This window comes from Enterovibrio gelatinilyticus (assembly GCF_028683095.1).
GTDB lineage: Bacteria > Pseudomonadota > Gammaproteobacteria > Enterobacterales > Vibrionaceae > Enterovibrio > Enterovibrio gelatinilyticus.
Genome location: NZ_JAJUBC010000028.1, coordinates 26,550 through 51,910, shown reverse-complemented (window position 1 = coordinate 51,910; position 25,361 = coordinate 26,550). Strand labels below are relative to the sequence as shown.

At 46.8% G+C, this 25,361-nt stretch carries 24 protein-coding genes; 23 read left to right on the top strand and 1 reads right to left on the bottom strand.

From position 1 onward, the window contains the following. Nucleotides 1–229 precede the first annotated feature (229 nt). The 10 genes from LRP50_RS19785 (at nucleotide 230) to LRP50_RS19740 (ending at nucleotide 11,222) form a co-directional block, all read left to right on the top strand. Nucleotides 230–1,246, top strand: coding sequence for a polysaccharide deacetylase family protein (locus tag LRP50_RS19785; RefSeq protein WP_274166175.1), 1,017 nt, complete (start codon nucleotides 230–232; stop codon nucleotides 1,244–1,246). A 32-nt stretch (nucleotides 1,247–1,278) separates the two neighbouring features. Further along, nucleotides 1,279–3,078, top strand: coding sequence for an HAD-IIIC family phosphatase (locus tag LRP50_RS19780; RefSeq protein ID WP_274166174.1), 1,800 nt, complete (start codon nucleotides 1,279–1,281; stop codon nucleotides 3,076–3,078). A gap of 82 nt (nucleotides 3,079–3,160) precedes the next feature. After that, nucleotides 3,161–3,409, top strand: coding sequence for an acyl carrier protein (locus LRP50_RS19775; protein WP_274166173.1), 249 nt, complete (start codon nucleotides 3,161–3,163; stop codon nucleotides 3,407–3,409). A 14-nt stretch (nucleotides 3,410–3,423) separates the two neighbouring features. Further along, nucleotides 3,424–3,855, top strand: coding sequence for a MaoC family dehydratase (locus LRP50_RS19770; protein ID WP_274166172.1), 432 nt, complete (start codon nucleotides 3,424–3,426; stop codon nucleotides 3,853–3,855). Further along, the gene (locus LRP50_RS19765; protein ID WP_274166171.1) at nucleotides 3,852–4,583 is read left to right on the top strand and encodes an SDR family NAD(P)-dependent oxidoreductase; all 732 of its coding nucleotides are present in this window, start codon (nucleotides 3,852–3,854) and stop codon (nucleotides 4,581–4,583) included. The genes LRP50_RS19770 and LRP50_RS19765 overlap by 4 nt, the downstream gene beginning before the upstream one ends. Beyond that, entirely contained in the window at nucleotides 4,580–5,512 is a 933-nt protein-coding gene (locus tag LRP50_RS19760; protein ID WP_274166170.1) for a hypothetical protein, read from the top strand. Before LRP50_RS19765 ends, LRP50_RS19760 begins: the two co-directional genes overlap by 4 nt. A gap of 325 nt (nucleotides 5,513–5,837) precedes the next feature. Continuing rightward, complete coding sequence (locus tag LRP50_RS19755) at nucleotides 5,838–6,608, top strand: TetR/AcrR family transcriptional regulator (RefSeq protein WP_274166169.1); 771 nt, start codon at nucleotides 5,838–5,840, stop codon at nucleotides 6,606–6,608. Between the two features lie 264 nt (nucleotides 6,609–6,872). After that, nucleotides 6,873–9,236, top strand: coding sequence for an efflux RND transporter permease subunit (locus LRP50_RS19750; RefSeq protein ID WP_274166168.1), 2,364 nt, complete (start codon nucleotides 6,873–6,875; stop codon nucleotides 9,234–9,236). A gap of 19 nt (nucleotides 9,237–9,255) precedes the next feature. Continuing rightward, entirely contained in the window at nucleotides 9,256–10,050 is a 795-nt protein-coding gene (locus tag LRP50_RS19745) for an outer membrane lipoprotein-sorting protein (RefSeq protein ID WP_274166167.1), read from the top strand. Between the two features lie 8 nt (nucleotides 10,051–10,058). Then, a complete protein-coding gene (locus LRP50_RS19740; RefSeq protein WP_274166166.1) occupies nucleotides 10,059–11,222 on the top strand; it encodes a hypothetical protein in 1,164 nt (387 codons plus the stop codon). A 171-nt stretch (nucleotides 11,223–11,393) separates the two neighbouring features. On the opposite strand, the gene LRP50_RS19735 is transcribed toward LRP50_RS19740, so the two are convergent. After that, complete coding sequence (locus LRP50_RS19735; protein ID WP_274166165.1) at nucleotides 11,394–12,314, bottom strand: DUF72 domain-containing protein; 921 nt, start codon at nucleotides 12,312–12,314, stop codon at nucleotides 11,394–11,396. A gap of 270 nt (nucleotides 12,315–12,584) precedes the next feature. Between LRP50_RS19735 and aspS the strand changes: the two genes are divergently transcribed. The 13 genes from aspS to cydX all read left to right on the top strand — a co-directional run bounded on the left by aspS (nucleotide 12,585) and on the right by cydX (nucleotide 25,351). Further along, complete coding sequence (gene aspS / locus LRP50_RS19730; RefSeq protein ID WP_274166164.1) at nucleotides 12,585–14,372, top strand: aspartate--tRNA ligase; 1,788 nt, start codon at nucleotides 12,585–12,587, stop codon at nucleotides 14,370–14,372. Nucleotides 14,373–14,529: 157 nt separating this feature from the next. Continuing rightward, complete coding sequence (locus LRP50_RS19725; protein ID WP_274166163.1) at nucleotides 14,530–15,276, top strand: YebC/PmpR family DNA-binding transcriptional regulator; 747 nt, start codon at nucleotides 14,530–14,532, stop codon at nucleotides 15,274–15,276. A 6-nt stretch (nucleotides 15,277–15,282) separates the two neighbouring features. Next, nucleotides 15,283–15,804: a crossover junction endodeoxyribonuclease RuvC gene (gene ruvC, locus LRP50_RS19720; protein ID WP_017008265.1), complete on the top strand. Its 522-nt coding sequence runs from the start codon at nucleotides 15,283–15,285 to the stop codon at nucleotides 15,802–15,804. A 280-nt stretch (nucleotides 15,805–16,084) separates the two neighbouring features. Continuing rightward, nucleotides 16,085–16,468 carry a nuclear transport factor 2 family protein gene (locus tag LRP50_RS19715; protein ID WP_274166162.1) on the top strand — a complete coding sequence of 128 codons (384 nt, stop codon included), beginning with the start codon at nucleotides 16,085–16,087 and terminating at the stop codon, nucleotides 16,466–16,468. Between the two features lie 131 nt (nucleotides 16,469–16,599). Then, nucleotides 16,600–17,025 (top strand): hypothetical protein, encoded by a 426-nt coding sequence (locus LRP50_RS19710; RefSeq protein ID WP_274166161.1) that lies wholly within the window; start codon nucleotides 16,600–16,602, stop codon nucleotides 17,023–17,025. A 142-nt stretch (nucleotides 17,026–17,167) separates the two neighbouring features. Further along, nucleotides 17,168–17,611 carry a hypothetical protein gene (locus LRP50_RS19705; protein ID WP_274166160.1) on the top strand — a complete coding sequence of 148 codons (444 nt, stop codon included), beginning with the start codon at nucleotides 17,168–17,170 and terminating at the stop codon, nucleotides 17,609–17,611. A 137-nt stretch (nucleotides 17,612–17,748) separates the two neighbouring features. Then, nucleotides 17,749–19,551: an ABC transporter transmembrane domain-containing protein gene (locus tag LRP50_RS19700; RefSeq protein ID WP_274166159.1), complete on the top strand. Its 1,803-nt coding sequence runs from the start codon at nucleotides 17,749–17,751 to the stop codon at nucleotides 19,549–19,551. A 389-nt stretch (nucleotides 19,552–19,940) separates the two neighbouring features. Next, nucleotides 19,941–20,099, top strand: coding sequence for a DUF3012 domain-containing protein (locus LRP50_RS19695; RefSeq protein ID WP_016961277.1), 159 nt, complete (start codon nucleotides 19,941–19,943; stop codon nucleotides 20,097–20,099). A 275-nt stretch (nucleotides 20,100–20,374) separates the two neighbouring features. Further along, a complete protein-coding gene (gene ruvA / locus LRP50_RS19690) occupies nucleotides 20,375–21,004 on the top strand; it encodes a Holliday junction branch migration protein RuvA (protein WP_274166158.1) in 630 nt (209 codons plus the stop codon). A 13-nt stretch (nucleotides 21,005–21,017) separates the two neighbouring features. Beyond that, complete coding sequence (gene ruvB / locus LRP50_RS19685; RefSeq protein ID WP_028025168.1) at nucleotides 21,018–22,025, top strand: Holliday junction branch migration DNA helicase RuvB; 1,008 nt, start codon at nucleotides 21,018–21,020, stop codon at nucleotides 22,023–22,025. A 462-nt stretch (nucleotides 22,026–22,487) separates the two neighbouring features. Beyond that, nucleotides 22,488–24,074: a cytochrome ubiquinol oxidase subunit I gene (gene cydA / locus LRP50_RS19680; protein ID WP_274166157.1), complete on the top strand. Its 1,587-nt coding sequence runs from the start codon at nucleotides 22,488–22,490 to the stop codon at nucleotides 24,072–24,074. Between the two features lie 14 nt (nucleotides 24,075–24,088). After that, complete coding sequence (gene cydB, locus LRP50_RS19675) at nucleotides 24,089–25,225, top strand: cytochrome d ubiquinol oxidase subunit II (RefSeq protein WP_274166156.1); 1,137 nt, start codon at nucleotides 24,089–24,091, stop codon at nucleotides 25,223–25,225. 15 nt (nucleotides 25,226–25,240) lie between these two features. Next, nucleotides 25,241–25,351 carry a cytochrome bd-I oxidase subunit CydX gene (gene cydX / locus LRP50_RS19670; protein WP_028025171.1) on the top strand — a complete coding sequence of 37 codons (111 nt, stop codon included), beginning with the start codon at nucleotides 25,241–25,243 and terminating at the stop codon, nucleotides 25,349–25,351. Nucleotides 25,352–25,361: the final 10 nt, after the last annotated feature.

Sequence of the window (25,361 nt, the reverse complement as noted above, 5' to 3'; positions counted from 1 at the left end):
TTACCTGCGATGTCTCTATACGTGGTGCTTTCGTCTTACCACTCTTTATTTTCTTTGGGTAATGAATCTCGTGTGTATACACGGGGCATGCTGTTTCCTCTCATTTTTCAATTGTTTGATCCAAATTTGATACACGCTTCTATACTTTAATTCATGCATGTAAGGCCATTATTTTCGACTTCGCGCAAACGCGTTTTAAGTTGGTGAACTTTTATTGGAGAGCTACGGAATGCGCAAGATGAGGGAGGCGGTATATACATTTTTTGTTCGAACAGGTATTGCCAGAGCCCTTTCATATTTCCATCGAGATAAATTAATCATCCTTTGCTTTCATTCGATGGCGTTGAAAGATGAGCATCAATTCTGGCCGGGTGTTTTCATCTCAAAGGAGAAACTCCATGAGTTGTTGGATTATCTCGAACGCTCGCACTTTAACGTGATAAGTCTCGATGACGCGGAACGCCATTTAAACGGAGAGGCACATTTCAAATACCCCGTTGTTATCACGGTAGATGATGGCTGGCGATCCAGTATTACTGAACTTTTGCCCACCTTTCAGGCGTATCAGTTTCCGTCGACGGTATATGTGACGACTTATTACTGTGACCATCAGATCCCGGTAGTTAATGTCTTAATCCAATATTGGTTGTGGCAAAAACCGACAGAAGCGTTTGATGTTGAATTTCAAGGTCAACGCTATGGGTTCACAGGAAGTGTGTCTGACATAGTAAAATTGGTAGAAGCTGCAATGGTCTCTTTTGACGACGACCAAAAAACGGCGTTTTTGTCGGCGACAGCGAGTGCGTTAGGTGTAGGCGATGATGCGATACAAGCAAAGCGCTTTCATAACGCCAATTATCACGAGTTAAACACAGCGATGGCTTCACCATTGACCAACATTCAACTGCATACACATACCCACAAATTGCCGACAGATAGCGATGCCATTCATCACGAAATAGAAACCAATCGAGAGGTCTTAACTGCGCAGATTGCCTCTCCAAAAGCGCTGACGCATTTTTGCTACCCGAGTGGGATTTGGTCACCAGAACATCTTCCAGAATTGAACGCTCTTGGCATCAGAACGGCGACCACGTTGGATGAAGGGTTGAATGCTAGAACGGAACACCCGTTGAAGTTGAAGCGCAATTTAGTGATGGATAGCCGCTCGTTAAATCAGTTTATCGTCACCCTTTCAGGTGTGGTGGACACACTACGTTGGGCAATGGGGAAAACACGTTCTTAAGCGAGGGTAAGTATTCGTGATTGAGGAAAAACATGACTGAAACGACGAACGTAAGGATCGCATACCCTTTGGATGTGGCGTGGCTGCAGCGTCGTCAAAAGAAACTGCGCCGAACCCTGAAAGCCTCGCTGACTGCGCCGCCTTTACGTGTTGCGATCTTGGGCGGCTCCACAACCAGTGAAGTGGCCAATTACATTGAACTTTTTTTGCTGAACATGGGTGTGAATGTCGAAATCTATCAGTCTGACTACAACCAGTTCTATCAAGAATCGGTATTTGACAATGATGCGCTCGACGCTTTTGACCCTCAGGTTATTTATCTCCACACGACCTGTGTGAACCTAACGACATGGCCAGCGCCTACAGATAATAACGTCGACGTTAGTGATAAAGTTGCGGATACCTATGATTACTTTCATACCGTTTGGCAGGCGTTACACCGTAAGTATCAAGCCACCATTATTCAGAACAATTTTGAACTGCCGTTTTCCCGTCCTATGGGGAACATTGATGCGTCTGCCACCGCCGGGAAAACACGTTTCACCAATGCATTGAATACCAAATTTGCAGAATACGCCGAACAGCGTGCAAATTTCATTTTGCATGACCTTAACTATTTGTCTGCATGGTTTGGGTTAGAGCGTTGGTTCAACAAAACGCAGTGGTATGCCTACAAGTATGCGATGAGTAGCGATGCGTTCCCTGAATTGGGGCACAGTGTGGCTAACCAAATTCTCGCAGTGCTGGGGTTGAGCAAGAAAGCCATCGTCTGTGATTTAGATAATACGCTGTGGGGCGGTGTGATTGGTGATGATGGCTTAAGTGGCATCCAAATCGGGCATGAAAGCGCTGAGGCCGAAGCTTACACAGAATTGCAACAATACTTGAAGGCACTTCATCAGCGCGGTGTACTTTTAACGGTTTGCAGCAAAAATGACATTGAGAACGCGAAACAAGGGTTCTCGCACCCTGATTCAATACTCATGCTCTCTGACTTCAGCGAATTCAAAGCTAATTGGGAAAACAAAGACCAAAATATTGAACAGATTGCTGAGTCACTTAATATCGGTCTCGACTCCCTTGTGTTCCTTGATGATAACGCCAGTGAGCGTGAGCTGGTCGCGAGTAATCTTTCATCGGTTGCTGTGCCCAACATTGGGCAAGATGTCACGCAATACATCACGGCTTTGGACAAAGCGGGCTTATTTGAATTGGTATCCCTCAATCCAGAAGATGTTTCGCGAGCTGCCATGTATGCGCACAATCAAGAACGCCAGCAATTGCAGCGTGAATTTGCAAACTATGATGATTATCTAAAATCGTTAGACATGATGGCGATGATCGCGCCATTCGACGATGTATCGTTATCTCGCATTACGCAGCTCACCAATAAAACCAACCAATTTAACCTCACGACTCAACGCTATAGTGCACAGGAAATTTCGTCTTTCATGCACTCTCCGCAACACCTTTCGCTGTATGGCCGATTGAAAGATAAGTTTGGCGACAATGGTATTGTGTCCGTGATTGTCGGGACCGAGCATGAACACACTCTGACGATTGATCTATGGCTAATGAGCTGCCGAGTGTTCAAAAGAAAGATGGAAATGGCGATGTTTTCAGAATTGGTTCGCCATGCGAAAGCCCGGAATGTCAGTAAATTGGTTGGTCAATATGTGCCGAGTAAGAAGAACGGTTTGGTGAGTGGTCATTACGCATCACTTGGCTTTCAGTGTCTATCTGAGAACGAAGAGGGTAGCAGCCAGTGGGAATACGTCATCGACGAACATCACGCTGAACCTGACCTCCCGCTGATGATCATGCGCCAATGAAATTGTCAGATCGAATGCTAAATAAAGAACAAATACACAACCTCAAAATAGGTTCATTACGCGGCACGATAAAGGAGCTTGTATGGATATATTGAATGCGATTTCTGAGATCATTTCGGATGTGCTGGATGAAGATGATTTAGTGGTGACACGAGATACGACGGCAGACCATGCTGAAGACTGGGATTCACTGGCACAGATACAAATCATTGATGCTATTGAAAAAGAGTTGGCGATTAAATTTAGTTTGTCGGAAATTGAACAGTTGAATCAGGCGGGTAATGTGGGCGATACGGTTGATTTAATCACTCGAAAACTTCAAGCAGCATGATCGGGATCAGATGAATGAAGCAATACGGTATTGATGACATTGATGTGGGCTTAAAACACCAATTCTCTACTGATATTACCGAGGAGAAGCTGAATGCTTTCACTTTGGTGAGTGGTGATATTAACCCGCTTCATACCAATGCGGAGCATGCAAAACGGCGAGGGCATCCTGATGTCGTCGTGTACGGCATGATGACGGCATCGTTATATTCCACATTGGTCGGTGTGTATTTACCGGGTGAAAATGCATTGTTGCAGGATATTCAAACGCGTTTCAGTCGCCCCGTTTTTGTGGGTGATGTGCTCACCGTTGTTGGAGAAGTGGTGGATGTTCACACCCTTCTAAAACGTATCGAAATCAAAGCAGTTATCCGAAATCAACACGGGCAAGTGGTATCGAAAGCGCGGATACATTCAGGGATTGATGAAAGCGAGTCATCGGCATGAGTAAAACCAGTTTAATCGTGGGAGCGAGCTCGGACATTGGCAAAGCGGTCATGTCGATGCTCGATAGCGAAGGCAATCGTATTATCGCGCATGGGTGTAATAATCTTGCTGCGCTTGAAAGTATGCAATCAAGCATGCAAAACGAGCTTCATGTACTTGGCGCTGATTTAAGTGACCCTGACAGTTGCGAGGCATTTATTTCAAACGCAATGGCACTATGTTCAAAACCTGATCATCTTGTTTTTGCGCAAGCTCCGAGACTGAAATTGACGCGGTTTAAAAAAGTATCGCGCCATCAAGTCATGGAGCAGCTCGAAGTGCAAATGATGAGCAGTATGATGATTGCGAAAGCTTTCTTACCCTCGATGGCGCAACGTGGGGCAGGGCGAGTGGTCTTCATATTGAGCAGTGTTACTTTGGGTCTGCCACCTGCTGCAATGGCTGACTACAACATTGCCAAATACGCACAATTGGGCTTGATGCGTTCGTTAGCGGCCGAATTTGGTAGCAAAGGTATTCGTGTGAATGCGGTATCCCCCTCGATGGTCGACACGCCATTCTTGCAGGATATTCCCGACAATATGGTGATTCAGAACGCGGCATCTCACCCGATGAAGCGCAATGCAACCTCAACGGAGGTAGCATCATCTGTGGTCTTTTTGCTTTCTGATGGGGCGGAATACATCAATGGCGTTAATCTACCAGTGACTGGCGGAGAGTGTGTATGACGTTGCAAACCAAGCTGAATGATCTACACGAGATGATTGAAAGCAGGCTCAATAAGCAAGTCGATACGCTATCAACGGTTCGCGAACGATATCTGTCTTTTGTACAAGATGAAATGCCCGGCCGCGCCTATTCACACTTCCCTGATGAGATGAATCGTTGGCTTGAGCAGCTATCGAACACTCATAGCAAAGACGTAGAGGCAGATATTCATCAACTCGCGCTGGTGGCTTTAATGCAGCGGAGTCTTCGCTCATTGGATTCAAGCGATCAGACCGGCCTAGCTAGTCATGATGTGACGATGCCGACAATGGTGATTGACTCTATCAAAGAGTGGTTTGAGTATTTGGCAGATGACATTGCGACGGGCAGCTATGAGCCTGATGTTCACAGCGATCTGTTCAGAAAAGACATAGCCATTAGCGCGTTGAATATGTGGCCAAGCCGTTCAATTTGCCATTATGAACCCAGACCATTACCGCGTCGATTTCTTACCGCGAATGGCATTGCACAGTTTGTTAGTGCTGCGGATATGTTGCTGAGAAAGCTGAACAACAGACAAAACATGTATGAACTTCATATGGAAGACCGAAGAACTAATCCAGACTTCCTTGAACCGGGCTGGCGGGCGTTTTATCTGGAGATCGCACAACGGCTTGAGTCAGAACCACACGTTTCAGGCATATTTGCACAAAGCTGGTTCTGGGACCCTTCGGTAATACAAGCATCATCGAAAATGGCCTATTTACGCACGCTCCCAGAGTCTGGTGGCGCGTCGTTTTATCTGCTTGAATCATGTGATGATGCAGGGCATGTTGCTTTGCAGAACAAAAAGCGTCGACGGTTGTTTGATGAAGGGAAGTACACGCCTAAAAGCTATCTAATGATTTGGCCGCGAGATGACATCGTTCGTTGGGCCAAAGCACAATAACCTATCAAAATATACTCAGTGATTGTAATAAGTCCATCTGTTAAAAGTACGGCAGATGGCTTGATGACATTACTGAGTCATCCGGTTGAACATTCTTTTGTGGTTCCTGATTTTCGACAAAAAAGCATAATGAGTCATGAGTTCTTGGCTGAATCAAAGGCGTTGTCTAGCGGAGCAACGCTAGGCGAGTGACTTCAATTTACGTGAATATTCAATGGAATGAGTACGAGAGTGGTAGATGTGATCGCATCAAAAAGTGAGGACAAGCTGCCAATCTATTTCTTATTTGTGCTATAAAAGTAAGGATCTTCTAAGGATATTCACAATGTTAGAGCAAGCAGTATCAAATTTAATCAGTGATGACGCGACGTTGAGCCGCAAACAATTGGCAATGCGAGATCGTGAGAATGAGTTGTTGCTAATAGCATGTAGCATTGTTGAAAGGGAAGGTTTTGCACAACTCAATATGGATAAGCTTGCTGCAGCCAGCTCATATTCCAAAGGTACAATTTACAATCACTTCAACAGCAAGGAAGATTTGTTTGCTGCGCTTGCGATCCAAGCGCTGAGTAAAAAAATTCCCCTATTCACAAGCGCACTCAACTTTGAAGGTTCAAGCCGTGAAAAGTTGATTGCCATGCATGCTGGTATGCATCTTTTCTCGAAACTCTCGCCCATCCTAGCGATGTGTGCATTGGTTAGTCGTACGCCTGCGGTCACTGAAAAAAGCGCCCCTGAACGCCTTGAAAAACTGAACACTTTGGAAGACCTTGTGGTGTCATTTGGTGATAAGTTCATCGAGCTTGGCCAGAGTTCTGGAGATATCATCCTCGCACCTGGCATCACGAGCGATAGCATTGTGTTTGCAAATTGGGCGATGGCATTTGGTACCAGTTCATTGGTAAATAATGCGACGCAAAGTAGCTGTGTATCTCGTCAACATGATACCAATATCGTGCTTCAGAACCTCAACTTCCTCCTTGATGGGATGCGCTGGATGCCTTTGTCTTGTGATTTTGACTACCAAAAAACATGGGAGCGAGCCGAAAAAGACCTGTTTGGCGAAGAAGTTGCCCTTCTAGAAAATCAATCATAATTGCGACAACTGACTTATTTGTGACGATTCGTCAAAATAAGCTTTAATTTGTTACTTTTTTGTACTACATTGACGTTTCGTCATTAATTGACGGAACGTCAGTTTTTTTCTGGCGATGATTTGAATTTCTAACCATGTGAACGCGTAATTTTGTTTTGCTTGAACAGGGTGAGTGACATAACCCTATGTTTAGGAAGTACTAAGCCATATCAGTTGGCTTTTTAAAGCAGAGAATTTGACGAATCGTCACAAATGGAGTGTGTGATGAAAACTGAACTATATCGAATGCCTGCGGCACGTCCTTGGCTATTTTTGATCTTTAGTGTTTTGTTTGCCGTTGTTGCGGCGATGGGTAGTCAAAACTTGTATTTTCGAGGTGATTACCAAATCTTCTTTGATAAAGGGAACCCGCAGCTTCAATCGTTCAAAGAACTCGAAGCGACATTTAACAAAACGGACACGCTTGCCATTGTGGTTGCGCCACATAACAAAGACGTGTTTACCAAAGACAACCTTTCCTTGATTCAACAACTCACCGATGAAGCTTGGCTAACACCATACGCGAGTCGCGTGGACTCCATTACGAATTATCAACATACCTCTGCGGAAGAGGATGACTTGCTTGTTGAAGACCTCGCGCCAGATTATTACGAACTTGACGATGCACGAATCGACTATATTCGTGATGTCGCCCTCAATGAACCTCGTTTAGTTAACGCTATCGTCGGTCAAACCGCGCAAGCCGCCATTGTGAATATCACTTTTCAATTGCCGGATGGTGACCAAACGGCGCAAGTGCAGGAGGTGGTCAATTTTACAAAAGATGTTCTGGCTAAAGCGCACGAAACCTATCCTGACGTAGATTTCCATCTGGCGGGCATTATCGCCATGAATAAAGCTTTTGCTGACGCTGCGCAAGCAGACAGCCAAACGCTGGTACCAATGATGTTTCTTGTTGTACTGGTGTTCCTCGGCATTATGTTGCGATCTTGGAAGTTTGTCTTGGCGACGCTGATCGTGATTGTGCTGACCATTGCAGCCACCATGGGGATGCTGGGTTGGGTAGGACACTACCTGAATAACGGTACAGTGACAGTTCCGACGTTGGTGATGACTCTCGCCGTGGCGGATTGTGTCCACCTGATCACGTCCTATGTGCATGCTCTTCGTGAAGGCAAAGACAAAAATGAGGCCATTAATTATGCGCTTAAGCTTAATTTCCTCGCGCTATTGATCACGTCAGTTACAACGTCGATTGGCTTCTTAATGATGAATGCATCGGACTCTCCGGTATTGAGAGACATGGGGAATCTCGCTGCATTGGGCGTGATGATCGCGTTTGTCTTGTCTGTCACGCTATTACCAGCATTGCTTCAATTGATGCCGTTTAAGGTGAAGCCTGCCCGGAAAAACAGTAACAAAGCGATGGGATGGGTAGCGGATACCGTGATTGCAAATCATAGGAAGATTCTGCCAGTCAGTGTCATTGTCGTGGCATTGAGTGCGGTGTTGCTGATGCAAAACCATGCCAATGACAATGCCGTTGAATACTTCGATTCTGGCAATGTTTTCCGTCAAGCGGCTGATTATATGGAAGAAACGGTTAGCGGGACAACCGCGCTCAGTATTTCCATTAAATCGGGTCAACCACAAGGTATTACGCATCCTGAGTTTTTAAATGCAGTCGAAGATTTCACCGAGTGGTTAAGAACTCAACCAGAGACTGACCATGTCGCGTCAATCTCCGACACTTTCAAACGTTTGAACATGAACATGCATGGTGATGATGAATCATTCTACGCCTTGCCTCAAGATCCTGAACTTGCTGCGCAATATTTGCTGTTGTACGAAATGTCGTTGCCGTACGGATTAGATCTAAACAACGAAGTGAACATTGATAAGTCTGCGGTCAAATTAGTACTAACCACTGACAACCTAGGCAGTGTGGATTTGATTGCGTTGGAAAAACGTATGGATACATGGTTTAAGGCTAATGCCCCTCAGTACGAGATGGCATCGTCTGGTCCGAACCTGATGTTCGCTCACATTGGTGAAACCAACATTGCCAGTATGTTGAAAACCTTGCCGATTGCATTGGTGTTGATTTCTGGGTTGTTGGTATTCGCATTACGTTCATGGCGTCTTGGTGTGATTAGTCTAGTGCCAAATTTGGTGCCAGCCATTTTGGGCTTTGGTTTGTGGGCTGTTGTGTCAGGTGAAATCAACCTGGGGCTTTCAGTTGTTATCACCTTGACCTTGGGTGTGGTGGTGGATGACACGGTGCATTTCCTGACGAAATATCGCCATGCACGTTTGCAGGGTCGCAATGTTGAAGATGGTATCCGTTATGCGTTTGATTCAGTGGGTCGCGCACTATGGATTACAACCGTGGTGCTAGTTGCTGGTTTCAGCGTGTTAGCAACATCCGGCTTCCGTCTGAATAGTGACATGGGGCTGCTCAGTGCCATCGTTATATTCATTGCTCTCATCGTGGACTTTATTCTTCTACCTGCCGTGCTTCTAGTAGCAGATAGGAAAAACTATGCCAATGAATCCAAGTCGTTGGGCGGTAAATCTGAGCCTTTGGCTGATAAATCTAAGTCGTTTAGCAAAGAAGCAACGCAGTAACGAATTCAAGGAGAGAAGAATGAAAACAATAAGAACATTATCAAAAGCCGTTGTGATTGCGTTTAGCATGATGGCGATAGCAGCGCCTGTGGTTGCCGATGAAGTAAAGGGATTGGAAATCGCCAAAGAGCGTAAAGTGCGGGATCAAGGCTGGGGTGACAGTGTGGCTGAAATGACCATGCTGCTTGAAAACGCGAACGGTGATACCAGTGATCGCAAACTGCGTATCAAAACACTTGAAGTTGAAAGCGATGGCGATAAAGGCTTAACCATCTTTGATGAACCTCGTGATGTCCGTGGTACCGTCTTTCTTAACTACTCGCATATTACTGGCGCTGACGATCAGTGGCTTTACCTTCCTGCGCTAAAGCGCGTGAAACGTATTGCATCACGCAACAAGTCAGGCCCATTCATGGGCAGCGAATTTGCGTACGAAGATTTGAGCTCGTTTGAACTCGAGAAATATACCTTTGACTTGGTGGGTGAAGAAGAAATTGATGGGCAAAATACGTTTGTGATTGTGCAAACGCCAACCGATAAGTATTCAGGTTATACCAGCCAAAAAGTGTGGGTTGACCAAGAGCATTACCGACCGCTTAAAACTGAGTTCTACGATCGCCGTAAGTCTTTGCTTAAAACATTGACGTTCAGTGACTACAAACAGTATCTGGATCAGTACTGGCGCGCGCACACGATGATGATGGTGAACCACCAGACGGGTAAGTCGACCAAATTAACCACAACAGAACTAGCGTTTAACACGGGTTTGGATGAAGGTGACTTTTCTAAATCTAGCTTGAAGCGCGCGCGCTAGGAGTGAGAATGAAACCATGGACTTCATTGGCGGCGCTGTTAGCGCTGCCTCTTTTCCTCTCACCCGCTTATGCATTTGAATTTGAAGGTGAGCTGACCTTTCAACAGCGTCAGTTTTCACAGGCTGGCGCTCAAGGTCAGGACAAAAGCCAAACGTCTATCGCCATTGAACCTGAGCTTTATTGGGAAAGTGACGAAGGGAACACGAGCTTTACTTTTTCGCCGTTCTTCCGTTGGGACTCAATGGATGACGAGCGCACGCATGGCGATGTGCGTGAAGCGTTGTTGATGCACTACGAAGATAACTACGAACTGCGCTTTGGCTTCGGTATCGTCTTTTGGGGCGTGACAGAGTCACAACATCTTGTTGATGTGATCAATCAAACTGATGCGGTAGAAGCGATTGATGGCGAGGTGAAACTGGGTCAACCCATGATGAGCTTGGGGCTAGAACTCGAATCTGGCTTGCTTGATTTATACGTGCTGCCCTATTTTCGCGAACGTACCTTTGCAAGTTACGATGGTCGTTTAGCGGTTCCTGGTGCTGGCGATGCAGATGCACAGTACGAATCTCGTCATAAAGAGTTTTACCCTGATGTTGCTGCGCGTTATGGCACCATGTTTGATGAATGGGACGTAGGTTTGAGTGTGTTTCATGGTACTAACCGAGACCCATATTTCTTCAACACCTTATCGCCATACTATGCGCTCATGACGCAAGTGGGCCTTGATGTTCAAGCGATCTACGGTGACTGGCTCTGGAAAGCTGAGGCCATTCGTCGTTACAGCTTGGAATCAAATACGGCGTTTACGGGAGGTTTTGAATATACCTATGTAGGTGTGAACGAAGGCATCACCGATCTGGGTTTTCTGATGGAATATCTTTACGACAGTCGCGATGAAGATGCCCCCGTTGCTGGCCAAAATGACCTGTTTGCAGGACTTCGCTGGGTACTGAATGATCACGACGGCACTGAGTTCTTAGTCGGGGGTACGGTCGATTTAGACGATACAGATTCGATGACAGTGCGCTTAGAGTCGAGCGGTCGTTTCTCGAATGATTGGAGCTGGACGGTGACAGGTTGGATGTTCGACTCGGACAAGGCCACCGATCCAATTTACTCCCTAAAACGTGATGACTTTGTCGAAGCGGAGGTAAGTTGGTATTTTTAGGTGTTTGGAAAGCAAGGTCCTAGGAAGAGCAGGTCCTAGGGCTTAGGAAAAGCCTTCGCTGAGATTGACGTCACTATCTGTGCTTTCCACGATCTGCCAGTACCCAGTACCCAGTACCCAGTACCCAGTACCCAGTACCCAGTACCCAGTACCCAGTACTCCGTACCTGATCTAAAGCAAACTTATTTGACTAGAAATATCTTCCGGAAACAAAGGTGCCAGAGGCGGCAGCGCGATTTGCTGAGTGAGTAAATCATAAAAATGTGCTGCTAACTCTGGCGCTTGATCGTTGTTTGCTGTGTGAATCATCAAATACGGTGTTTTCCCTTCCTCAATCCACTGCGGGATCTTTTTCTGCCAATTCGCAAAGAATGCATCGTTTCGCTCAAGTGTTGGGTCGCCAATGAATCGCACCATCGGTGTATTGCTTGTTGAGATGGCGTGCACAGGAACCGCGGGCTTTTTCTGCTGGGCATCGAGCAGTGCGTCAGTGTCTGCAGGCACGGCAAAAACAGGACGACTGTCCATAATGATGCGGTCGGCGTTGTATTCCATCAATAAGCTATTGAACGCGCGTTCGTCGTCACCTTTGGCAAAAAAAGCAGGGTGGCGCACTTCAACACCCACGTTATACGCCGTTGGCATCGCGGTGAGAAAACGTTTGAGGTCTGGCAAAGACTGTGGGCCAAAGGCTGCCGGCAGTTGTATTTTCCATAACCCAATACGTTCATGTAGCGGCTGCATTAAGGTGATAAATTCAGACACCATGGCATCTGAGTGTCGCAACATCATTTGGTGAGTGATGGGCTGAGGGAATTTAAAGGTAAACCGGAATGCATCGCTGGTGGCTGCTTTCCAATTAGCAACGGTCGCGTGTGAAGGGCTGGCGTAAAATGTGGTGTTGCCTTCTACGGTATTAAATACTTCAGCATAACGCGCCAAGCGTTCTCCGCTTTTGGTGCCAGACGGGTAAAATTTGCGTTGCCATGCATTGTGCGACCACTGCGTCATACCTAGTCGAAGTGGCGGAGTGGCCAGTTGCGAAAGCGGTGCAAGTTTTGGAATCGATGGTTGCAACGGATAATCCCTCATGTCGTCGAGTCTCTATTGTGGGTGTGTTGCGCAGTCAGCGTCAATCCTTGCTGTTTTTTTGCGCGATTGCGGTTTTTTATGGCTTTCATCTCGCTACGATTTCCCGCAACGCAATTTTTTCCTTTATAATGCTGCGTCATTTTGAGGTATTTTTACTTTGGCGTGAGTGAATACTCAGGCGGAAGTTTGCAGAACAATCTGCACAACCATATTTGTAGCTTTGCGCTTGTCGGCGCAATAGGACAGTCAGTAACAGATCGGGAAATTCATATGCGCACCCAATATTGTGGTCACCTGAACAAAGCCCTAGTAGGGCAAACTGTAGAACTTTGCGGCTGGGTAAATCGCCGTCGTGATTTAGGCGGTCTTATCTTCATTGATATGCGTGACCGTGAAGGCGTGGTTCAGGTGGTGGTTGATCCGGATATGAAAGACGTATTCGAGATCGCTAACAAACTGCGTAACGAATTCTGTATCAAATTCACGGGTGAAGTGCGCGCTCGTCCTGAAAGCCAAATCAACAAAGACATGGCGACAGGCGAAGTAGAATTGCTAGCGACTGGTTTGGAAATTATCAACCGCGCTGAGCCATTGCCATTGGACTTCAACCAAAACAACTCTGAAGAACAACGTCTTAAGCACCGTTACCTTGACTTGCGTCGTCCGGAAATGAGCGATCGCATCAAGCTGCGTGCAAAAGCATCAAGCTTTGTTCGTCGTTTCCTTGATGATAACGGCTTCCTAGACATCGAAACGCCAGTACTAACAAAAGCAACGCCAGAAGGCGCACGTGACTACTTGGTACCAAGCCGTGTTCATAAAGGCAGCTTCTACGCATTGCCACAATCACCACAGCTGTTCAAACAGCTTCTGATGATGTCTGGTTTTGACCGTTACTACCAAATCGTTAAGTGCTTCCGCGATGAAGACTTGCGTGCTGACCGCCAGCCTGAATTTACCCAAATCGATATCGAAACTTCGTTCATGACCGCAGATCAAGTGCGTGAAGTGACTGAAAACATGGTTCGCGATATGTGGCAAGAATTGTTGAACGTGGATCTGGGCCAGTTCCCAATCATGACGTTTGAAGAAGCTGCGCGCCGTTTCGGTTCAGATAAACCAGACCTGCGTAACCCGCTAGAAATGGTTGATGTTGCCGACCTTCTAAAAGACGTTGAATTCAAAGTCTTCTCTGGCCCAGCGAATGACGAAAAAGGCCGTGTTGCTGTTATTCGTGTTCCGGGTGGTGCTGAGCTATCTCGTAAGCAAATCGATGAATACACCAAGTTTGTCGGCATCTACGGCGCGAAAGGTTTGGCATGGATGAAGGTTAACGACCGTGCAGCAGGCATGGAAGGTGTTCAATCACCGGTTGCTAAATTCCTGAACGAAGACGTTGTTAACGGTATTCTTGAGCGCACTGGCGCTGAAACTGGCGACATCATCCTGTTCGGCGCTGACAGCAAGAAAGTGGTTACTGAAGCGATGGGCGCACTGCGTCTGAAGCTAGGTACTGACTTGGGTCTGACTGACAAATCTAAGTGGGCGCCACTTTGGGTTGTTGATTTCCCAATGTTCGAAGAAGACGAAGAAGGTAACCTGCACGCGATGCACCACCCATTCACGTCTCCTTTGGGTATGACGGCAGAAGAGCTAAAAGCAAATCCTGCGTCTGCAATTTCTAACGCTTATGACATGGTACTAAACGGCTACGAAGTGGGCGGTGGTTCTGTGCGTATTCACAACTCTGACATGCAAACTGTTGTGTTTGACATTCTGGGTATTGAATCTGGCGAACAGAAAGAAAAATTTGGCTTCCTACTAGAAGCATTGAAGTACGGCACGCCGCCGCACGCGGGTCTAGCATTCGGTCTTGACCGTCTTGTTATGCTGCTGTGTGGTACTGACAACATCCGTGATGTTATCGCGTTCCCGAAAACTACCGCAGCAGCGTGTTTGCTAACGGATGCGCCAAGCCTTGCTAACCCAGCAGCACTTGAAGAACTAGCGATTGCGGTTACCGCGGCAGCGAAGAAGAACGAAGAAAACGACGCATAAGTCGAACACCTCTTCTAACAATAAGGCCAGATTATCTGGCCTTATTTGTTTCTATAATGGGTGCTGTCTCAGACATTTGCGTTCTGTTTTGCTATAAATCCAAGAACTAACGTAACAACTTCAGCGGCGTGTCGGCTGCTGACAAAAGGAGTGAGAAATGGCAGGTCACAGTAAATTCGCCAACATCAAACACCGCAAAGCTGCGCAAGATGCCAAGCGCGGCAAAATCTTCACCAAACTCATCCGTGAAATCACCGTAGCTGCCAAAGAAGGTGGCGCAGAGCCTGAGAACAATCCGCGCCTACGTGCAGCCATCGATAAAGCGCTGTCGAATAACATGACGCGTGACACCGTTAACCGCGCTGTAACCCGTGGCGCTGGTGGTGAAGGCGACGAAGGCATGGAAACTGTCATCTATGAAGGCTACGGTCCTGCAGGCACGGCAGTGATGGTTGAATGCATGACAGACAACCGTAACCGCACGGTATCTGGTGTTCGTCATGCGTTCTCTAAGTCAGGCGGAAACCTCGGTACTGACGGCAGTGTGAACTACTTGTTCGACAAGAAAGGGGTGATTTCTTACGCGCCGGGCTTGGATGAAGATGAAGTGATGGAAGCTGCGCTAGAAGGCGGTGCTGACGACGTTGAAACACACGAAGATGGCTCTATGGACGTTTACACCACGCCAGCTGAATTTGGTGCGGTGAAAGATGCGTTGGATGCTGCAGGCTTTGAAGCTCAGAACGCTGAAGTGACGCTTGTTCCTTCCACTAAAGCAGATTTAGACGAAACCACAGCACCTAAGCTGCTTCGTTTGATTGATGCCCTTGAAGATTTAGATGACGTGCAAGAGGTTTACCACAACGGTGATATTTCTGACGAAGTCGCAGCAACATTGGAATAAGTATTCGTGGCAATTATTCTCGGGATTGACCCGGGCTCGCGGATCACAGGCTACGGCGTGATCCGCCATCAAGGTAGACACCTTGAATACCTTGGCAGTGGTTGTATTCGTACAGATTCTGAAGATTTGGCAGGGCGACTTGGTCAAATCTATGCGGGTGTGAGTGAAGTTATCACCCAATTTCAGCCAGACACCTTCGCGATTGAGCAGGTGTTTATGGCTCGCAACGCGGATTCCGCTCTAAAGCTAGGTCAAGCGCGTGGTGCTGCCATGGTTGCCGCGGTTAACGCCAGCTTGCCTGTTAGCGAGTATGCGGCGCGTCTCATCAAACAATCAGTTGTCGGCAATGGTGGTGCTGATAAGAAGCAAGTTCAGCACATGGTTGTGCACATGCTGAAATTGCCTTCAACACCACAAGCCGACGCCGCCGATGCCTTGGCGGTTGCTATCTGTCATGCTCACACCAACCACACCCTGGTAGCAATGGCGGGAAAAGCGACGAGTGCTAGGCGCGGGCGTTATCGTTAGATCATTTCCGACATCCATTTAAAAAAAGCAGCTTTGGCTGCTTTTTTTATGCCCATCCAAATCTCAAGTACCTCAGTTTATCAGGCATTATTTGGTGTTAAAAAAGGTTCATTCATTCTCAATGATAAGTGCGTTCATAACATTTGTGTATGCCAGACTCGCATCGTTATGGTGGCGTTTGACACTGAAGTAACGTGCACTTTTCTATCTTCTAGTTGTGTGAAGATAAGTATAAATCCTGTTTGGCTTGTAATGTTTTAATGATAAAGAGGGTCTAGTTATGGGGCATGATTTGGAACAAATGAAACAGAGCGCGATTGCGTTCTATCAAACCGCTTACATGGGCGAGCCTGCAAAGGCAGTTGAGCAATATGTTGGGGATGAATACATCCAGCACAACCCGCTTGTAGGTGACGGTAAACAAGCATTTATCGACTACTTTGACGAAATGGCACGGGATTATCCTGATAAAGAGATTGAGTTTGTTCGGGCAATAGCACAGGGCGAATTAGTAGCGCTTCATACGCTACAAACATGGCCTGGAAGTGTTCAGTACGTCACCATGGATTTTTTCCGTTTTGATGACAATGGAAAAATTGTAGAGCACTGGGATGCAATCCAAGAAGTGCCATCAGAAACAAAAAATGGGAACACCATGTACTGAGTGCTGCCACGCGATATAGGGAAAAATATGGATGTTAGGAAGCACACTTCTCACTCGGAAAAGTGGCAAAACATGTGCTTTTTCCTATCGTTAAATGACTTGATTTCAGGGTGTTATAAGGCGGAGTGACAATGAAATATGTTAAATGGGGTTTGTGCATCTTTATCGCGTTTGTGTTTGTGCAATCGCTCTTCTTCAAGTTTACAGGTTCACCTGAAACCACATTTATCTTTGGCACATTGGGTGAGTGGTCTGGGCTGGCATGGTTTGGTCAGTACGGTGCTTACATGGTGGGCATTGCTGAACTTATCGCATCGATCTTACTGTTCACACGTCTTCATGCACTCGGCGCATTCATGGCGGTCGGCACCATGACTGGCGCTATCTTCTTCCACCTTTTCACGCCAATTGGCGTTGCGCAGCCTGTGTTTAATGAAGCGGGTGAAGTTGTCGGCAATGATGGTGGAATCTTGTTTGTGATGGCGTGTTTAGTGTGGGTGTCAGCGGCGTTTTTGCTTTATCAAACAAGAAAAGGCGATCTGGAACAGGTTGATTGAGTGAAGGAAAACGCTGTAACAACATCGAATTTTCAGTGATGTTGATAGCGAAGTTCTCCATCACAATCGGTTTTATGTAATAAACATGTTTCACTTGTCCCTTTGACGTTTGTTTACCTGCAGATACTTAGGGACAAGAAATATGTTCAAACACATCTCCGCTCTATTCATTGTCTTACTTTTCGCTGTTTTATCTGACGCTGTTCACGCGTTTGATGATGTGATGAATTACGATTCGGAATACAAAAATATAAAAGTCGGACAGTCGACGCTGCAGTCGTTAAAACATCATCATGGAAAAGCGGCTCGCGTAGTGGAATACGATAATTTTACGAAATATCGCTATAAAAAATTCGATGCCACGATTAATCATTTAGATGGCAAAGTAAGAACAATCATTATCTTTGACCGTAGTTATAAAGATGCAAATTACCTGTCGATTGGCGAGAGTAGAAGCAAGGTTGAACGTACTCTTAGAGCCAGCAAGTCGGCGAAGCATCTAGTGGATAACGAAAATGGCATCGTTTATTGGTTCTCCGACGACAAGGTGTCAAAAATCGTTCTTGCACATCAGTTGCGTCGTTAGCTGAAGCTAAATATTCTTACACAAAGGATAAATCGAAGGTTGAAGTGAGCAGGTGCACGGAGAGCTTATTCAGGTTTCTTGGGTATATTCAGGGAGTTTGGGTATAGTAAGCCAATCATTCGTAGAAAGGACTCGCCGTGCCAACGTCCACATTACCAGCATCTCAAAGTACGCGTTCTGTTTTGACATGGATTGCTAGCTTTCTTGCGCCTTATCGTTCGCGTGTGATTGGCGCGGTTATCTTCCTCATGCTGGGTTCACTCAGCTGGCTTGCTCTCGGCCAAGGCGTCAAACTCATCGTCGATGATGGGTTCCTGACGGGCAACGCATCGCGTCTTGATCAGATGATGTTAGTGATCCTCGCGATTACTTTTGTCAGCGGCATTGCCACTTTTTTCCGTTTCTACCTTATGAGTTGGCTAGGCGAACGCGTGAGCGCCGACATCCGCATTAAGGTCTACCAACAGCTTCTACATTTATCTCCAACGTTTTACGCCAAAGAGCGAACTGGCGAAGTGATCAGCCGTTTTACGGCGGATACGACGTTGCTGCAAACCGTGGTTGGGTCGAGTTTGTCGATGGCACTTCGATCTGCTGTGTCAGTCACAGGTGGCTTGATCATGATGGCGGTCACAAGCCTAACGTTAACGGGCTTGGTATTGCTCGCCGTGCCTGTTGTGTTGGTACCTATTGGCGTGTTGGGGCGCAAAGTGCGGCAGTTAGCCAGAGTGAGCCAAGACAAAGTGGCAGATCTTGGTTCGCACGTCGATGAAACACTACACGAGATCCGTACCGTTCAATCTTATGGTCATGAAGAGGCAGACTCTTTTCATTTCTCATCACGTGTTGAAGCAGTTATGGATGCAGCGAGACTGCGCATTCGTTACCGTGCGTCGTTAATGGCTTCTGTGGTATTGCTTAGTATTGTTGCGATTATTCTCGTGACATGGGTTGGCGCATTAAATGTGTTGGATGGCTCGTTGACAGCGGGTCAGTTATCCGCCTTTATGTTTTATGCCTTGTTAGTCGCAGGGGGAGTGGCAACCATCAGTGAAGTGATTGGCGACATTCAACGCGCAGCAGGTGCAACGGAGCGTTTGATAGAGCTTTCGCGTATGCAATCTGATATCCAAGATCCTGATTCACCTGTTGATTTTCCTTCCCATGCGAAAGGTAATGTGACGTTTTCTGATGTTTCATTTACTTATCCGGGTGATGAAAACCTGCCTGTTTTCTCGTCTTTATCGTTTGATGTAAAAGCGGGAGAGCGAGTCGCTTTAGTCGGGCCGAGTGGGGCAGGGAAAAGCTCAGTGTTTACCTTGCTTCAACGTTTTTTTGATATCCAAAACGGAAAAACATTGTTAGACGGTGTGCCGCTTAAAGACATGTCATTAAAAACGCTTCGTGACCAGTTTGCTTTGGTGCCACAAGAGTCGGTGATTTTTGCAACTAACGTATTGGAAAACGTACGGTATGGTGCGCCCGATGCGAGTGAAGAAAAAGTAATTGAAGCGTGTAAAGCAGCACGTGCTCATGAATTTATTGAAGCCTTACCACACGGCTACCTCACGGAATTGGGTGAACGCGGTGTGCGTTTGTCTGGTGGGCAAAAACAGCGCATTTCGATAGCTCGCGCTATCTTGGCAGACCGTCCTATTTTGCTGTTGGATGAAGCAACCAGCGCATTGGATGCTGTCAGTGAACATCAGGTCAAACAAGCATTGGATACCCTGATGGAAGGGAAAACCTCGTTAGTGATTGCTCACCGCCTTGCAACCGTAGTGAATGCTGACCGTATTTTGGTTCTTGATGATGGCCAGTTGGTAGCGAGTGGTTCCCATCAAGAATTAATGGAAACGAGCGCCTTGTATCGTGAGTTTGCATCATTGCAGCTTGTTGTCTCTGAATCCAATGAAGTGCTCTCCATCAAAAAGGGATAACACCGAGCATGGCGTCATTAAATTCGCCCAAAGGGAGGGACGCACTGATGGTCTCAGAAATCGAGCGTCTTCAGTTTGACTGGGTATAGTCTGCTAACTAATTGACCTGTGTAGGTACGTTTACGGTCACTGAGTTCACGAAACAATACAATATTGCTGATGACTCTTTCCTATTGAGATGTGCATTCAAGTGCATTGCTGTGACTTTGTTGTACTTTGCTGAGTCTGATGCACTTGCGAAGGGCGTGTAGCGTTGGTTTATTCTCCGACGTTGGTTGATAGCAATCAGATGGTAACGTGTGATTGCCTTTACCAAGTCGAGATGGTTGCCAGTTTTGCTAAGCGTAGGCTGTTCACGAAACGTTAAGATGAAGCACAAGGAAAGTAACATGAAGAAAATGTTCGCTATGTTAGCGGTCGTATTTTTTGTCGCGGGTTGTTCGCCAGAAGTTGGCAGTGATGATTGGTGCAAAGAGTTAAAAGAAAAGCCAAAAGGCGATTGGTCCGCCAATGAAGCAACAGATTTCGCTAAACACTGTGTGTTTTAAAGCTTGACGTTTCCGGCAATTAGGCAATTAAAAGGTAGGGTTTGCACCCTACTTTTTTTGCTATTTATAAGCCTCAGTATGTGGGTTCCAGTTTTACAGATAGGTCGGCACCGCACATGCTTCGTTGCCAGTTTCGATTTTCCCTAATGGATAAAGCGCGTCAATCACGCGGATCGCGCTGGCATTTCTGGTGGTGCTCAGGGATTAAAACTGGATATCTATCCAGTTGTTTATTATCCTAACGTCAATTAATACCAAAAAAACGAGTCCACACTGTGATTGGTCGATTACGCGGAACCCTGCTTGAAAAACAACCCCCTGAAATCCTTCTAGAAGTCAACGGTATTGGCTATGAAGTCAGTATGCCGATGAGTTGCTTCTATGAGCTTCCAGACGCTGGTGAAGAAGCCATTGTTTATACCCATTTTGTTGTGCGTGAAGATGCACAATTGCTTTATGGTTTTAACACCACGGTTGAGCGCGCGTTGTTCCGCGAAGTCATTAAAGCTAACGGTGTTGGGCCTAAATTGGGTCTCGCTATTTTGTCTGGCATGACAGCCACACAGTTTGTTGACAGTGTAGAGCGCGAAGATGTGTCGACGTTGGTGAAAATCCCAGGTGTTGGTAAGAAAACGGCGGAACGCTTGGTCATTGAAATGCGTGACCGTTTGAAGAACTGGCATGCCTTTGATTTGCTCACACCACATGCTGACGCGGCTGCCCGTCGTGAAAGCAGCACAAGTACGGTGGTGGCAGCGTCAACCAACCCTAAAGATGAAGCCATGAGCGCTCTGATTGCGCTTGGTTACAAAGCAGCACAAGCTGAGAAAGTGGTGAAGCAGGTAGCCCATGATGGCATGACCAGCGAAGCCATCATCCGCGACGCATTGCGTTCGATGGTGTAATGGAGCCGATGAGATGATTGAAGCAGATCGCCTGATAAGCTCAGTACCACCAATGAAAGAAGACGAGATCATTGACCGTGCGATTCGACCTAAGATGTTGGAAGACTACAAAGGTCAGGATCATGTGCGCAGCCAAATGGAAATCTTCATCCATGCAGCGAGAAAGCGCGAAGAAGCACTCGATCATTTGCTGATCTTCGGCCCACCTGGGCTGGGGAAAACTACCTTAGCAAACATTGTTGCCAATGAGATGGATGTGAATATCCGTACCACCTCTGGCCCCGTTCTCGAAAAAGCGGGTGATTTGGCCGCATTGCTGACCAACCTTGAACCTCACGACGTATTATTCATTGATGAAATCCACCGTCTAAGCCCTGTGGTTGAAGAAGTGTTGTATCCCGCGATGGAAGACTATCAGCTGGATATCATGATCGGTGAAGGTCCTGCGGCGCGTTCAATCAAAATTGATTTACCACCGTTTACGTTGGTAGGGGCGACCACCCGTGCAGGCTCACTAACGTCACCACTGCGTGACCGTTTTGGTATTACGCAGCGTCTTGAGTACTACAACGTTGCCGACTTGAAAGGCATTGTTCAGCGAAGTGCAAACTGTTTGAACTTAGTGATTGATGAAGAAGGGGCTTATGAGATTGCGAAACGTGCACGCGGCACACCGCGTATTGCAAACCGCCTTCTGCGCCGTGTACGTGATTACGCCGAAGTAAAAGCTGATGGCGAGATCAATGCTGATATCGCTTCTAAAGCCTTGGATATGCTAGACGTTGATAATCGTGGCTTCGACTATATGGACAGAAAGCTTCTAAAGTCGATCATTGAAAAGTTCGATGGTGGTCCAGTGGGCCTCGATAACCTTGCTGCAGCTATAGGTGAAGCAAAAGATACGATTGAAGACGTGCTGGAACCATACCTGATTCAACAAGGTTACCTGCAACGTACTCCGCGAGGACGTATTGCTAGTCAGCGTGCTTATCTGCACTTTGGGTTTGATTTACCCGAGTAGGTCATCGCTTACCTCGTCGAAAATGACGCATAAAGGCCAGCATTTCTGCTGGCCTTTTCTATTTTCAGATTACTACCTCATACTCTCTAGTGCGGAAATCACGTGCTAGATTCGTTCGTCTGTTGTCAATTTTGCGCATCGAAATTGATCAAGATCTAACAAAGGGTCGATTTGAGACAGTAAAAATTGATTAATTAGACAGCAATCAAAGAGTGAAACACCCAAATGCTTTGAAGCGGCTCCACATAATGATTAGTATTAGCTGTCACTATATTAGGTGTTGCTTAACAAAATCCTAACCAGTGAAAAACATACATGCAACATAAAAAAGGAGAGTCGTTCACACGGCTCCCGTAAGGAAGCTCTGTTAAGCGCGTCACGTAAGGCGCGCATGTGTTTAAGCATTTACTTATCGATACGAAAGTATCGCGCGTCAGTCAGCCTGACGAGGAAGGAGTTACTATGTTAACTGATATTGTGGATCTGTCGCGGTTCCAATTTGCTCTCACCGCGATGTATCACTTCTTATTTGTCCCACTGACTCTAGGTATGGCATTCCTGCTTGCCATTATGGAGTCGTTGTATGTGATGACGGACAAGCAAATCTACAAGGACATGACTAAGTTCTGGGGTAAGCTTTTCGGTATCAACTTCGCACTAGGCGTGGCAACAGGCCTAACAATGGAGTTCCAGTTCGGTACTAACTGGGCATATTACTCTCATTACGTCGGCGACATTTTTGGTGCACCTCTAGCGATTGAAGCCCTTATGGCTTTCTTCCTCGAATCGACGCTTGTGGGTATGTTCTTCTTCGGTTGGGACCGCCTAACCAAACGCCAACACCTTACCGTTACTTGGTTAATGGCAATTGGCTCAAACTTCTCTGCGCTTTGGATTTTGGTGGCGAATGGTTGGATGCAAAATCCGATCGGCGCTGAATTCAATTTCGAAAGCATGCGTATGGAAATGGTGAGCTTTGCGGAAGTGGTACTTAACCCAGTTGCTCAGGTTAAGTTTGTACACACGGTAGCTGCGGGCTACACCACGGGGGCAATGTTTGTCCTGGGTATCAGTGCTTACTACCTACTAAAAGGCCGCGACGTTGCATTTGCTCGTCGTTCATTTGCTATTGCCGCATCGTTTGGTATGGCGGGTATCCTGTCTACTATCGTGCTGGGTGATGAGTCTGGCTACGAGCTTGGTGACGTGCAGCGAGTGAAACTTGCCGCAATTGAAGCAGAGTGGCACACAGAACCCGCTCCTGCTGCGTTTACCCTGTTTGGCTTCCCAAACCAAGAGACCATGGAAACCGACTACGCCATCAAGATCCCTTATGTGATGGGTATTATCGCGACGCGTTCGTTTGATAAAGAAGTCACTGGTTTGCGTGATCTGATTGATGAACACGAAGTGCGTATTCGCAACGGTATGATTGCATATGGTTTGCTTGAGAAGCTTCGTTCTGGTGATAAATCTGCTGAAAACGTTGCTGCATTCGATGATGTGAAGGGCGACCTTGGTTACGGCCTATTGCTGAAAGAACACACAGACAACGTAGTCGATGCAACAGAAGCGCAAATCAAACAAGCAGCCAAAGATTCTATTCCGCAGGTGGCTCCGTTGTTCTGGAGTTTCCGCATCATGGTTGCGTGTGGCTTCGCGATGCTGTTCATCTTTGGTATGGCGTTCTTCCAAACATGCCGCCAGAAAATTGATCAGAAACCATGGATTCTGAAACTTGCTCTTATCGGTATCCCACTGCCTTGGATCGCGAGTGAAGCGGGTTGGTTCGTTGCAGAGTATGGTCGTCAGCCATGGGCTGTGGGTGAAATCCTACCGGTACACATGGCAGCATCTAACTTGCCAGCCTCTGAGATCATTACCTCACTGGTTGCGATTGTCCTGTTGTACACCGTGTTCCTTATTGCCGAAGTTTACCTGATGGTTAAGTTCGCGCGTAAAGGACCAAGCAGCTTGAAGACAGGCCGTTATCACTTTGAACAGCAAAAGTCTCCGGAAACGGATCTTGCGCGTCAACTTGAAGCATAAGGAGAGCTTGAGCGATGTTTGATTACGAAATTTTACGTTTAATCTGGTGGCTACTGATCGGTGTTCTACTGATCGGTTTCGCCGTGACAGATGGTTTTGATATGGGCGTTGGCGCACTCGTGCCAGTGATCGGTAAAACCGATAACGAACGCCGCGTTATGATTAACTCCATTGCACCTCACTGGGATGGTAACCAAGTTTGGTTAATCACCGCGGGTGGTGCATTGTTCGCAGCTTGGCCTTTGGTCTATGCCGTGTCTTTCTCAGGTTTCTATCTGGCGATGATCTTAACCCTAGCGGCACTTTGGTTCCGCCCAATTGGTTTCGATTACCGTTCTAAGATTGAAGACCCACGCTGGCGTAAAACGTGGGACTGGGGCATCTTCATTGGTAGCTTTGTTCCACCAATCATTTTTGGTGTGGCATTTGGTAACTTGCTTCAGGGCGTACCGTTTGAGCTGAGTGAATTCTTGGTTCCAACATACAAGGGCGGCTTCTTTGGTCTGCTAAACCCGTTTGCGATTCTGTGTGGCTTGGTTAGTTTGTTCATGATTCTGACCCAAGGCGCCGCGTACTTGCAGATGAAAACCACTGACGCACTGCACACCCGTGCGCGCACCGTGGCTCAGGTGACCTCTGTGCTAACCGCAGTTTGCTTTGCACTGGCTGGCTTCTGGGCTCAGAACATCGAGTTCTATGTGATCACGAGTGAAATCGTGACTCACGCGACGTCAAACCCACTGAACAAAGACGTGGTGACCCTAACGGGCGCGTTGTTCAATAACTATGAAACCTACCCAATGCTATGGGCTGCGCCAGCGTTAGCGGTGTTTATGCCACTTCTGGTTGCTGTTTGTGCGCGTTTCGAGCGTGATGGCTTTGCTTTCTTGTTTAACAGCCTTGCGATTGCGGGCGTTATTTTGACCGCAGGCTTTGCAATGTTCCCATTCGTAATGCCATCAAGCCTAGTGCCTTCGCACAGCTTGACCATGTGGGATGCAACCTCGAGTGAATTGACGCTGAATATCATGACAGTTGTTGCTTTCGTGATGGTGCCAATCATTCTTGCCTACACCGCTTGGTGTTACTACAAAATGTTTGGTCGTCTGGATGACAAGTTCATCGAAGACAACAAAACCTCACTGTACTAAGAGAAGGAGTTAACCATGTGGTATTTCGCTTGGATTCTAGGTGTATTGCTGGCGTGCTCGTTCGGTATCATCAATGCGCTTTGGCTGGAACACACCGAAGCCATGGATCACGACAGTGAAAAATAGATTCACAATG

What these genes read in the sequence shown, in the direction of transcription:
- LRP50_RS19755 (WP_274166169.1), top strand. Translation starts at nt 5,838, where the DNA reads ATGTTAGAGCAAGCAGTATCAAATTTAATCAGTGATGACGCGACGTTG.
- LRP50_RS19710 (WP_274166161.1), top strand. Translation starts at nt 16,600, where the DNA reads ATGAAATATGTTAAATGGGGTTTGTGCATCTTTATCGCGTTTGTGTTT.
- LRP50_RS19780 (WP_274166174.1), top strand. Translation starts at nt 1,279, where the DNA reads ATGACTGAAACGACGAACGTAAGGATCGCATACCCTTTGGATGTGGCG.
- LRP50_RS19775 (WP_274166173.1), top strand. Translation starts at nt 3,161, where the DNA reads ATGGATATATTGAATGCGATTTCTGAGATCATTTCGGATGTGCTGGAT.
- LRP50_RS19715 (WP_274166162.1), top strand. Translation starts at nt 16,085, where the DNA reads ATGGGGCATGATTTGGAACAAATGAAACAGAGCGCGATTGCGTTCTAT.
- LRP50_RS19760 (WP_274166170.1), top strand. Translation starts at nt 4,580, where the DNA reads ATGACGTTGCAAACCAAGCTGAATGATCTACACGAGATGATTGAAAGC.
- cydX (WP_028025171.1), top strand. Translation starts at nt 25,241, where the DNA reads ATGTGGTATTTCGCTTGGATTCTAGGTGTATTGCTGGCGTGCTCGTTC.
- cydB (WP_274166156.1), top strand. Translation starts at nt 24,089, where the DNA reads ATGTTTGATTACGAAATTTTACGTTTAATCTGGTGGCTACTGATCGGT.
- aspS (WP_274166164.1), top strand. Translation starts at nt 12,585, where the DNA reads ATGCGCACCCAATATTGTGGTCACCTGAACAAAGCCCTAGTAGGGCAA.
- LRP50_RS19705 (WP_274166160.1), top strand. Translation starts at nt 17,168, where the DNA reads ATGTTCAAACACATCTCCGCTCTATTCATTGTCTTACTTTTCGCTGTT.
- LRP50_RS19725 (WP_274166163.1), top strand. Translation starts at nt 14,530, where the DNA reads ATGGCAGGTCACAGTAAATTCGCCAACATCAAACACCGCAAAGCTGCG.
- LRP50_RS19785 (WP_274166175.1), top strand. Translation starts at nt 230, where the DNA reads ATGCGCAAGATGAGGGAGGCGGTATATACATTTTTTGTTCGAACAGGT.
- LRP50_RS19765 (WP_274166171.1), top strand. Translation starts at nt 3,852, where the DNA reads ATGAGTAAAACCAGTTTAATCGTGGGAGCGAGCTCGGACATTGGCAAA.
- LRP50_RS19735 (WP_274166165.1), bottom strand. Translation starts at nt 12,314, where the DNA reads ATGAGGGATTATCCGTTGCAACCATCGATTCCAAAACTTGCACCGCTT.
- LRP50_RS19740 (WP_274166166.1), top strand. Translation starts at nt 10,059, where the DNA reads ATGAAACCATGGACTTCATTGGCGGCGCTGTTAGCGCTGCCTCTTTTC.
- LRP50_RS19695 (WP_016961277.1), top strand. Translation starts at nt 19,941, where the DNA reads ATGAAGAAAATGTTCGCTATGTTAGCGGTCGTATTTTTTGTCGCGGGT.
- LRP50_RS19745 (WP_274166167.1), top strand. Translation starts at nt 9,256, where the DNA reads ATGAAAACAATAAGAACATTATCAAAAGCCGTTGTGATTGCGTTTAGC.
- cydA (WP_274166157.1), top strand. Translation starts at nt 22,488, where the DNA reads ATGTTAACTGATATTGTGGATCTGTCGCGGTTCCAATTTGCTCTCACC.
- LRP50_RS19750 (WP_274166168.1), top strand. Translation starts at nt 6,873, where the DNA reads ATGAAAACTGAACTATATCGAATGCCTGCGGCACGTCCTTGGCTATTT.
- ruvB (WP_028025168.1), top strand. Translation starts at nt 21,018, where the DNA reads ATGATTGAAGCAGATCGCCTGATAAGCTCAGTACCACCAATGAAAGAA.
- LRP50_RS19770 (WP_274166172.1), top strand. Translation starts at nt 3,424, where the DNA reads ATGAAGCAATACGGTATTGATGACATTGATGTGGGCTTAAAACACCAA.